9 protein-coding genes are annotated in these 8,232 nt (G+C 73.1%); 4 read left to right on the top strand and 5 right to left on the bottom strand.

Annotated features, from left to right (window positions below; genetic code table 11):
• Window positions 1–123: 123 nt before the first annotated feature.
• A complete protein-coding gene (locus ACESM1_RS29815; protein WP_372624951.1) occupies window positions 124–897 on the bottom strand; it encodes an ImuA family protein in 774 nt (257 codons plus the stop codon).
• A gap of 221 nt (window positions 898–1,118) precedes the next feature.
• Between ACESM1_RS29815 and ACESM1_RS29810 the strand changes: the two genes are divergently transcribed.
• The gene (locus tag ACESM1_RS29810; protein ID WP_372624949.1) at window positions 1,119–1,838 is read left to right on the top strand and encodes a serine protease; all 720 of its coding nucleotides are present in this window, start codon (window positions 1,119–1,121) and stop codon (window positions 1,836–1,838) included.
• Between the two features lie 110 nt (window positions 1,839–1,948).
• Window positions 1,949–2,353 (top strand): septal ring lytic transglycosylase RlpA family protein, encoded by a 405-nt coding sequence (locus ACESM1_RS29805; RefSeq protein ID WP_372624947.1) that lies wholly within the window; start codon window positions 1,949–1,951, stop codon window positions 2,351–2,353.
• Window positions 2,354–2,359: 6 nt separating this feature from the next.
• Here the strand turns inward: ACESM1_RS29805 and ACESM1_RS29800 are convergent, their stop codons facing one another.
• Window positions 2,360–2,599 (bottom strand): DUF1127 domain-containing protein, encoded by a 240-nt coding sequence (locus tag ACESM1_RS29800; protein WP_372624945.1) that lies wholly within the window; start codon window positions 2,597–2,599, stop codon window positions 2,360–2,362.
• Window positions 2,600–2,709: 110 nt separating this feature from the next.
• Here ACESM1_RS29800 and ACESM1_RS29795 point away from each other — a divergent pair, with 110 nt between their 5' ends.
• The gene (locus ACESM1_RS29795) at window positions 2,710–3,618 is read left to right on the top strand and encodes a LysR family transcriptional regulator (RefSeq protein WP_372624943.1); all 909 of its coding nucleotides are present in this window, start codon (window positions 2,710–2,712) and stop codon (window positions 3,616–3,618) included.
• Window positions 3,619–3,891: 273 nt separating this feature from the next.
• Here the strand turns inward: ACESM1_RS29795 and ACESM1_RS29790 are convergent, their stop codons facing one another.
• Together ACESM1_RS29790 and ACESM1_RS29785 are read right to left on the bottom strand one after the other, a co-directional pair.
• On the bottom strand, window positions 3,892–4,452 hold the full coding sequence (locus tag ACESM1_RS29790; protein ID WP_372624941.1) for a YcbK family protein: 561 nt from the start codon (window positions 4,450–4,452) through the stop codon (window positions 3,892–3,894).
• 117 nt (window positions 4,453–4,569) lie between these two features.
• On the bottom strand, window positions 4,570–5,379 hold the full coding sequence (locus tag ACESM1_RS29785; RefSeq protein WP_372624939.1) for a transporter substrate-binding domain-containing protein: 810 nt from the start codon (window positions 5,377–5,379) through the stop codon (window positions 4,570–4,572).
• Between the two features lie 251 nt (window positions 5,380–5,630).
• On the opposite strand from ACESM1_RS29785, the gene ACESM1_RS29780 reads away from it, so the two are divergent.
• On the top strand, window positions 5,631–7,391 hold the full coding sequence (locus ACESM1_RS29780) for a hypothetical protein (protein WP_372624937.1): 1,761 nt from the start codon (window positions 5,631–5,633) through the stop codon (window positions 7,389–7,391).
• A 7-nt stretch (window positions 7,392–7,398) separates the two neighbouring features.
• On the opposite strand, the gene ACESM1_RS29775 is transcribed toward ACESM1_RS29780, so the two are convergent.
• Window positions 7,399–7,776 carry a rhodanese-like domain-containing protein gene (locus ACESM1_RS29775; RefSeq protein WP_372624935.1) on the bottom strand — a complete coding sequence of 126 codons (378 nt, stop codon included), beginning with the start codon at window positions 7,774–7,776 and terminating at the stop codon, window positions 7,399–7,401.
• Between the last annotated feature and the right edge of the window lie 456 nt (window positions 7,777–8,232).

Below are 8,232 nucleotides of genomic sequence, written 5' to 3'. Positions count from 1 at the left end.
GGAGCTTCAAGCTCCCCGGCGGGGGCGCGGGGGCAGCGCCCCCGCAAACAACCCGAGCCACCGCGTCATCCAGCCCCAGCCCTGGCAGCGGCAGGCGTGGCGGGTGGGCGGCGCGGCGGCGGGTCATGCGCGGCGGCGGCGGGTGGGGGTGGCCAGGGGGGTGCTGTCGGTGGTGGTGTCGGTGTCGAGGCGGTCGGTGGTGGTGCGCCAGGTCACGGTCCAGGCGTGGGAGGTGCCGCCGCGGCAGCGCAGCAGGTCGAGTTGCCAGCGCGGGTCGCCGAGGCTGTGGCCGGTGCCGGTGCCAGGCAGGGCGCCGACGCGCCAGCGGGTCAGCGCGGCGGAGGGGCCGGCTTCCTCGGTGTCGGGGCGCAGCAGCAGGCCGAGCGCGCCGCCGGCCTCGGCGGCGAGTTGCAGGCGGCGGGCGGCGGTGATGTCGAGTTCGGACAAATTCAGCAGCGCGCCCGTTACCGCCGGGCAGCGCAGCGCTTCCTCCATCGCCCAGAGCCCGTCGGCGGGGCGCGGCGCGCGGACCAGGACGAGTTCGGCGGGCGAGAGGCCGTAGCGTGCCAGGCCGGGCGGCCAGGCGTCGGGCTCGGGGCCGATCCACAGCACCGGCCCGCCGGTGCGGCCGAGGATGACGGCGGCGAAGCCGGCGGCCGCGCCGGGCTCGGCGGCCAGGATCTCGTGCAGGCCGGCGCGGGCGAGGCCGCCGGCGGGCAGGTGGGCGTCGAGGGTTTCGGACAAATTCACCACCCCCGCCTGGGAGCGGGCCAGCGCCGCGGCGGCGCCGGCGCGCTCCAGCCGGCCGATGCGGGCGCGCAGCGCAGCGAGCAGCGCGGGCCGGTCCATCGGCAGGGGCTCGGGCGGCAGGGGGTAGGGGGAGGGGTCCGGATCCATGGCGACCTTCGTTCGCTATATGTTCTGGCAGCGAGGCGGCCGAGGTCAAGCGGATTGCGTGTGCAATCCACAGATTTTATTGGGACTTCCAGTGATTGCAGTCACTTGCGAGGGCTGTTCCATCCGCCCCGGCAATCATCCGCAATTCACCCGGATGTGCCTTTTACCCTTCCTTAACCAGGGCGACCTTCAACTCCGGATCGCACGGCGAGGAACACCCCATGCGAGTCGTAGCAGCCCTCTCGCGGCTTCGGTCCCTGCTCCCCGCCTTGCTCGCGGTGGCCCTGCTCGGCGCCTGCGCGCGCCTGCCGGCGGAGGAGGCGCGCGGCACCCCGGCCGAGTCGGTGGCGGCGCAGGGCTTCGCCCAGCTCTCGGCCACCGGCATGCCGGTCGGCTCCGCGGTGGCGGTCGCGCCGGACCGGCTGCTGACCAACGCCCATGTCGTTCCCGTGGGGGTCGAGGCGCTCGGCTTCCGCCGCGGCGACGGGGCCGCGGGCGGCACGGCGCGGCTGCTCGCGCGCAGCGACCGGATGGACCTGGCGGTGCTGGAGATCCCGCCCGGGTTGATGCGGCCGGTGGCCGTGGCCGCGGCCCCGCCGACGGCCGGACAGCCGCTCTGGGCGATGGGCGCGCCCTCGGCCGGGCCGGCGGTGGCGGCGGGGGAGGTGGTGCGGCCCGCCGCGACGCTGCCCGGCCATGGCCCGGGCTTCACCGCAAGGCTCGGCGCGCTGCTCGGCTATTCCGGCGGGCCGGCGCTGGACGGGCAGGGGCGCCTGCTCGGCCTGGTCACCGCCCTGCCGCAGCCGGGCGCCGCGCCACTGCTGGCCGCGCTCTCCGGCATGGACCTGGACGGGCTGGCCCGCGGGCGCGCGGGACGGGAGGTGTTCCTGCTCTCGATCGGGGCCGCCCTGGCGGAGGCCGAGCGGATCGCGCCGCGCTGAGGCCGGCCTGCTGGAACCGTTCGCCTCACGGCTGCGTGGGAACCGGCGGTGAAGCTATCGCGTCCTGATTGCAGGCCCGGGGGGGCGGGTCCGGATCAGGAGAACGCAACATGCTTCCAAGGATCATTCTTGCCCTGGCGCTGCTGGCGCCCGCCGCCGGTGCGCTCGCCGAACAGTCCCAGGTCCAGCGCGGCCGGGCCTCCTTCTACCACCCGGAGAACTTCACCGGCCGCCCGATGGCCAATGGCGACCGCTTCGACCCGCAATCCAACGCCGCCGCCAGCCGCACCCTGCCGCTCGGCACCGTGGCGGATGTGACCAACCTGCGGAACGGCGAGACCAGGCGCGTGGTGATCGAGGATCGCGGCCCCTATGCCGGCGGCCGCATCCTCGATGTCTCGCCGCGCACCGCCGAGGAACTCGGCATGGTGGAGGCGGGGGTGGCGCCGGTGGAAATCCGCCCCGTCGGCCGCCTGCCCGACAAGGCGCGCGACGGCCAGAGCGGGACGGAGTGATACCTCTTACCGCAGATCCCAGGGCTGGTGCGGACGCGGGCCGAGATCCCAGGGGGCTCGGTTCGCCTCCTCCAGCGCATCGCCGCGGCTGACGCCGATATCCTTCAGCATGCGGTCGTCCATCCCGGCGAGGTCGCGGCGCGTCTCGATCGCGCGCATCGCCTCGGCGAGCCAGGCAAGCCAGCCCGCCTTCTGCCGACGCGACCGGGCGGCCGCGATGGGGCGGGAGAGCACATGGCCGGACATCTCTGGGGTTCCTTTCCCTCACTGAAGGCGCCCCGACCTTCCCGCTTCGGCAGGCATCAGTAAAACGAATTGTATTGACGGCACGCATCAGGGGGATTGATGCTCATGCCATGTTCGCCCTGCCCCCGGGGCTCGACCCCGACCTGTTGCGCGCCTTCGTGCTGATCGCCGAGGGCGGCTCCTTCACCCGCGCCGCCGAGCGCGTGGGCCGCACGCAATCGGCGGTCTCGATGCAGATCCGCCGGCTGGAGGAGACGCTCGGCCAGCCCTTGCTGGTGCGCACGCCGAAAGGGGTGCAGCCGACGCCGCAGGGGATGTGGCTGCTGGACCGGGCGCGCGCCTTCCTGGCGCTGAACGACGAGATCATCGGCAATTTCCGCAGCCCGCCGATGGTCGGCACGGTGCGGCTCGGCACGCCGGACGACTACGCGCTGCAATGGCTGCCCGACATCCTGGCCCGCTTCGCGGAGGCGCATCCGGCGGTCGAGCTCGACGTCACCTGCATGAATTCCGACGTGCTGGCGGAGCAGATCGCCGAGGGTCGGCTGGACCTGACGCTGATCAGCGAGGGACAGGAGCCGCGCGGCTGGCCGGCGCAGCGCGTGTGGCGCGGGCCGCTGCGCTGGGTGGGCAGCCCGACGCATGGCCTGCACAAGCGCGACCCGCTGCCGCTGGCGCTCTCCCGGCCCGACAATTCCTGCGTGTGGCGCAACACGGCGCTGGGAGCGCTGCGGCGGGAGGGACGGGCGGCGCGGGTGACCTACAATTCCGCGACGCAGACCGGCTGCTTCACCGTGGCGCTGGCGGGGCTGGCGATCACCGTCAGCACGCCCTGCACGCTGCCGCAGGGGCTGGCCTGGCTCGGCGAGGCGGAGGGCCTGCCGGCGCTGCCGGAGATGGGGATTCTTCTGTTGCGCCACGAGGCGGCGGTGGGCGTGCCGGCGGTGGATGCGCTGGCGGCGCATGTCGCGGAGGGGTTCCAGCGGGCGGTCGCGCCGGGGGTGGCGATCGCGGCGTGAGGGGTTTTGAGAATACGACGATAAGCGCACGTCCAGAATGAAATCAGCATTTCAGGCAAAGTCGGCAATTCCAACCAGAAAATTTTCCATGCTGGCCGCATTCCGTGGAGATCAGATTTAAATCTGGCAGAGCCTTCGCATCACCGGCCGTTTCCCCAGAGTAATCGCTCTGCTTAACGGCTCGATTCCGCTGACTGCTCTCCAACTGCAGGCGATCTCACCCGCAGAGCAACCCTCCCCGGGGCCCAACGGCGCCATGGCATCCAGCTTACTTCAGGACGTGCCGCCGCCGCCGCGCCACCCCCGCCGCGGCCCGATGTCGAGATGCACGAAGCTCGGATACGTCCCGATGCCGAGATCGTTGTAGCGCCAGGAGACGTTCGCCGCTGCCGCCGCCAGCTGCGCCATCGGCACGCCGGGTATGCGGATGTCGGCGGCCTGGCCTTCCAGGTGGCGGCTGTTGCGGGCGGCACCTTCCAGCGCGTTGTTGGTCTGCGCGGTGCGGTAGCCCGACAGCAGGATCAGCGGCTGCTGCGCCCCCCAGCGCGCCTGCACCTGGCCGAGCATGTCCAGCAGCAGCACCGGCATCGGTCCTTCCTGGTTGCGGCGCAGGTCGCGGAACAGGCGCTTGAGGCGCGCGACCACCTGCCAGTCGATCTGGCCGTCGGGGCGGACATAGGCGGCGCGCACCTCCTCGCCGGCCTGGTTGCGGATCCAGATCGCGCGGGATCGGTCACCGGGGCGGCGGACGGCCTCGGCCGGGCGGGTGACAAGGCCGGCGAGGGCAAGCGCCGCGCCGCCGAGTAGGCCTCGCCGTTTGGTGGTCGGGTCCATGCCCGATTCGCTACCACAAGGACGTAAAGAGTCCAGCGATAGCGCTCGGGTGTCTTGCCGAAACGAATGGAGGGGCCCGGGGAGCTTCAAGCTCCCCGGCGGGGAGCCCCAATTTCGTTACGACTTTGGTGCTACCGACAACCCCGACACGCCATGCTTCTCGATCAGCCGGGCCACCAGCCCGCTGGCCTTCGCCTCCTCCACGAAGTCGCGCAGGAAGGCCTCGGCGGCGGGGTTGCCGCGCGGCGTGCCGACCGCCTGCTGCACCGCCATGAACTGCCCCTCGAGGATGCGCGCACCCGGCATCTTCTCGACATCGGAGAGCAGCTTCGGCCGCAGCCCGGCTAGCGCCTCCAGCCCCTGTTCCTGGAACAGCGCGAAGGATGCGTCGAGGCCGCTGGCGCGCATCAGCGTCGCCTCGCGGATGTTGCGCTCCAGCCAGAGGTCGTAGGCCGCGCGGGCGGCCACGGCGATGCGCACGCCGGCGCGGTCCACCTCCTCGATGCGGGTGAGGGGAGAGCCGGGGGGGACCATGTAGGTCGCCTGGATCTCGGCATAGGCGGGGGTGAAGGCGATCTTCTCGGCGCGCTGCGGCTCGGCGCCGATCAGGCCGATGTCCCATTCGCGGTTCGCCACCGCATCGGCCAGCTCGCCCGGGCGGGGATAGGGCAGGTAGCGCACCGGCACGCCCAGCCGCTTGGCGATGGCCGCGGCCATGTCGGGCGAGACACCGGCCGGGCCGCCATCCGGCGTGCGGCTGCTGACGAGCAGGAAGTTGCTCATGTTGATGCCGGCGCGGAGCACCCCGGTGGGCGCGAGCTGGGCAAGGATCTCGGGCGACATGGATGGTTTCCCCTCGGTGGTCTGGCGCGGCCCCGCCTGCATGCCGCCGCCGGTGGCTGCCGCCAAGCCCGTCTCGCTCGCCATCCGCACGCGCCCGCGCCTGGTCTCGGCGGCGCCTGCCGCTCCGCGGTGCTCGCCAAGACAGCCCGTCCTGGCTGCGCGCGGCGAAACGCCAGGCACCACCGATCCCGGCGCGATCATCGCGCGGTCTGGGGAGAAAATGGGACGAGTTCCGCCATCGTTGATCACGCCGACGTGAGGGCCAGCCCCGCGGGGGTGGCCTCGCGGCCGCACAGATTGCAGAATCGCATCGACCGGAAAGGAGGGAGGCCGCGATGCGCCAAATTCGACACCTGCTGCTGCCCGTGGTGCTGCTCGCGCCCTTCGCCGGCCCCGCCCGGGCCGAGCTGCCGCAGCCGGCCTGCGAGGCCATCGCGCAATGGGTCGAGGGCTACGAGCGGCGCGAGGGCTGGTCGCCGAACGGCCTCAACCGCCGGGAGCGGTTCAGCGCGCTGTTCGCCGAGCCGGCGACTGCGGCGCTGTTCGGCAAGCCGGTGCTGGAATGGACGCCGGACGAGGCGCGCGCGCTGGCGCCGCACCTCGCCGCCTGTGGCGACACGCTGCGCCGCGCCGGCAACCGGGAGGCCGGCGGCGCCCTTTCGCGGCTGCGCATCCATGCCCAACGCGAGGTGCCGAACTACCTGGCGGCGCTGGCCGAGGCGCGGGCCGCGGTGCCGCGGCTGCTCGGCGCGCTGGGGGAGGAGCCCGCCTCGCTGCCGCTGCTGCGCTTCCACCTGGCGCTGTCCGAGGCGGCGGAGAAGCCTGAGACGGCGGCGCAGGCCGACCAGGCGATCCGCGGCCTCGGCGGCGAGGGCCGCAACCACGCGCGCAACCTGCTGGCGGCGCTGCGCGATGTGCCGGAGGCGGAATTCGCCGCCCTGCTCGGCCCGGCCGCTTCCCGCCTGCCGGCGCTGCGCAAGGGGCTGGGCGACGCGCTGCTGGCCGAGGCCGGGACGGTGCCGCCGACGCTCGCCGGCCTGCAGGCGCTGGAGCGACAGGCACGCGGCCTTGTGGAGCAGGGCCCCGCGCTTGGCGAGGCGGAGGCGGCGCGGGTGGAGGCGGGCTTCGCGGCGCGGCGCGCGGCGATCGGCACCGCGCTGCGCGGGGAGTTGCTGCAGCAGGTGGCGGCCGTGCCGGCCGACCCGATGGCGGCCCAGCGGCTGAACCAGGTGCGGCAGCGGGCGACGCAGCAATACGCCGCTGCGATCGGCGCCGAGGGGATGCGCGCGGTGGACGCCGCGATCGCCAAGCGCCGGGGTGAGATCGGCACCTCGCTGGTGGAGCAGACCCTCGCCGCCGTGGCGCAGCTCCCGGCCACGCCCGCGGCGCTGCGCGCGCTGCGTACGCTGGAAACCGAGCCGAACCCGCCGACGCTCGTGCTGATCGGCCCGGGAGGTGTCCGCCGCGTGCAGGAGGCGGCAGCGGCGCGGCGGCTGGCGCTCGGCGCCGAGGTGGCGACGGAGATGCGGCGCCAGATCGCTGCCGTGCCAGCGGCGCCGGAAGGCTTCGCTGCGCTGGACCGCGTGGCGCCGCCCCAGGCCCTGGAACTGCTGCCGCCCGAGCAGGCGGCGCGGGTGAGGGAGGCCGCCGGCACGCGCCGGGGGCAGATCGCCGAGGCCACGCTGCCCGGCTTCCGCGCCGAGCTTGCCCGGCTACCGGAGACCGACGACTCGCTGGCGCTGATCGACGGCGTGGTGCTGGGCGGCATCGCCGGTTGGCCGGATTCGGCGGCGGCGGAGAAGGCGCGTTTCTCGGCACTGGCGACGGAACGGCGCGGCGCCATCCTGGCGGCGGTGAACCGCGCCGAGGCGGGGCGGCTGCGCGGGCGGATCTATGAGGGACCGCAGGTGAAGCTGGAATTCCTGGACGCCACGCGCGTGATCGTCACCGAACCCGGCGCCCCGCCCGAGGCCGGCACCTACACCGAGGAGCCGGATGGGCGGGTGATCGTGACCGCCGGCGGTCGCTCGGTGGTGATGACGCGGGAGGGGCGGCGGCTCATCGCCGGGCCGCTCGAGGCGCGGCGGGTGAAGTAGGCGGGGCTCAGACGGTCTCCACCTCGCCGCCGGCCTCGACCCAATCCTTGAAGCCGCCGAGGTTTCGCACGTCCGTGTAGCCCATGTCCTTCAGCGTCTTGCCCGCCAGGGCGGAGCGGCCGCCGGAGGCGCAATAGACGATGATGGTCTTGGCCCGGTCGAAGGCCGCGTCATGCAGCGGCGATTGCGGGTCGGCGCGGAACTCCAGCAGCCCGCGGGAGACGGCCAGCGCGCCCTTCGCCTTGCCGGAGGCCTTCACCTCCGCCGCGTCGCGCACATCGAGCAGCACCACCTGCGGCTGGCCGGCCATCGCCTTCGCCTCCTCGGCGGGGATCCGCGGCACCTCGGCATTGGCGGCGGCAAGCATGTCCTGGACGGTCTTCATGGCCGCACTCCCTTCTCGGTCCTTGCCCGGACGAGGCTAAACGCATCCTGCGGGAGGTGCCAAGCGGTTCATCCCCTTGGGTGTGCGACCCCGCCCTGTTCACAGGGGGCAGGACGCCGCGGCGCGTCTGCGCGGCTGCCCGGACCGGGCCGTCTATCGCCACGATGGCGGAAAGACGCCGAAGGGGGTTTGACAGGCCCCGGCCCCCCGACTAGATAGCGCCCACCGACGACGAACGCGGTGGCCTCTTGAAGATCCGGCGACGAGCCGCTATCTTCTTTGCCCCGCCCAGTCGGCGGTATCGGGACAGGCGGCACTTGGTGCCCCGAAAGGGGAACAGGGGTCGTCGTTCCTCGCTCTTTCAAGCTGTATATCTGCGAGGGAAGTAGTGGTCTGGTTTATCCTGACCTGATCTGGTGCTGTGTCATCCTGGTTGGGTGGCGTGGTGTTGGTGGT

The organism is Falsiroseomonas sp. (assembly GCF_041690465.1).
Classification (GTDB): domain Bacteria; phylum Pseudomonadota; class Alphaproteobacteria; order Acetobacterales; family Acetobacteraceae; genus Falsiroseomonas.
This window is presented reverse-complemented; position numbering and strand designations above follow the sequence as displayed.

What these genes read in the sequence shown, in the direction of transcription:
- ACESM1_RS29815 (WP_372624951.1), bottom strand. Translation starts at nt 897, where the DNA reads ATGGATCCGGACCCCTCCCCCTACCCCCTGCCGCCCGAGCCCCTGCCG.
- ACESM1_RS29810 (WP_372624949.1), top strand. Translation starts at nt 1,119, where the DNA reads ATGCGAGTCGTAGCAGCCCTCTCGCGGCTTCGGTCCCTGCTCCCCGCC.
- ACESM1_RS29805 (WP_372624947.1), top strand. Translation starts at nt 1,949, where the DNA reads ATGCTTCCAAGGATCATTCTTGCCCTGGCGCTGCTGGCGCCCGCCGCC.
- ACESM1_RS29800 (WP_372624945.1), bottom strand. Translation starts at nt 2,599, where the DNA reads ATGTCCGGCCATGTGCTCTCCCGCCCCATCGCGGCCGCCCGGTCGCGT.
- ACESM1_RS29795 (WP_372624943.1), top strand. Translation starts at nt 2,710, where the DNA reads ATGTTCGCCCTGCCCCCGGGGCTCGACCCCGACCTGTTGCGCGCCTTC.
- ACESM1_RS29790 (WP_372624941.1), bottom strand. Translation starts at nt 4,452, where the DNA reads ATGGACCCGACCACCAAACGGCGAGGCCTACTCGGCGGCGCGGCGCTT.
- ACESM1_RS29785 (WP_372624939.1), bottom strand. Translation starts at nt 5,379, where the DNA reads ATGGCGAGCGAGACGGGCTTGGCGGCAGCCACCGGCGGCGGCATGCAG.
- ACESM1_RS29780 (WP_372624937.1), top strand. Translation starts at nt 5,631, where the DNA reads ATGCGCCAAATTCGACACCTGCTGCTGCCCGTGGTGCTGCTCGCGCCC.
- ACESM1_RS29775 (WP_372624935.1), bottom strand. Translation starts at nt 7,776, where the DNA reads ATGAAGACCGTCCAGGACATGCTTGCCGCCGCCAATGCCGAGGTGCCG.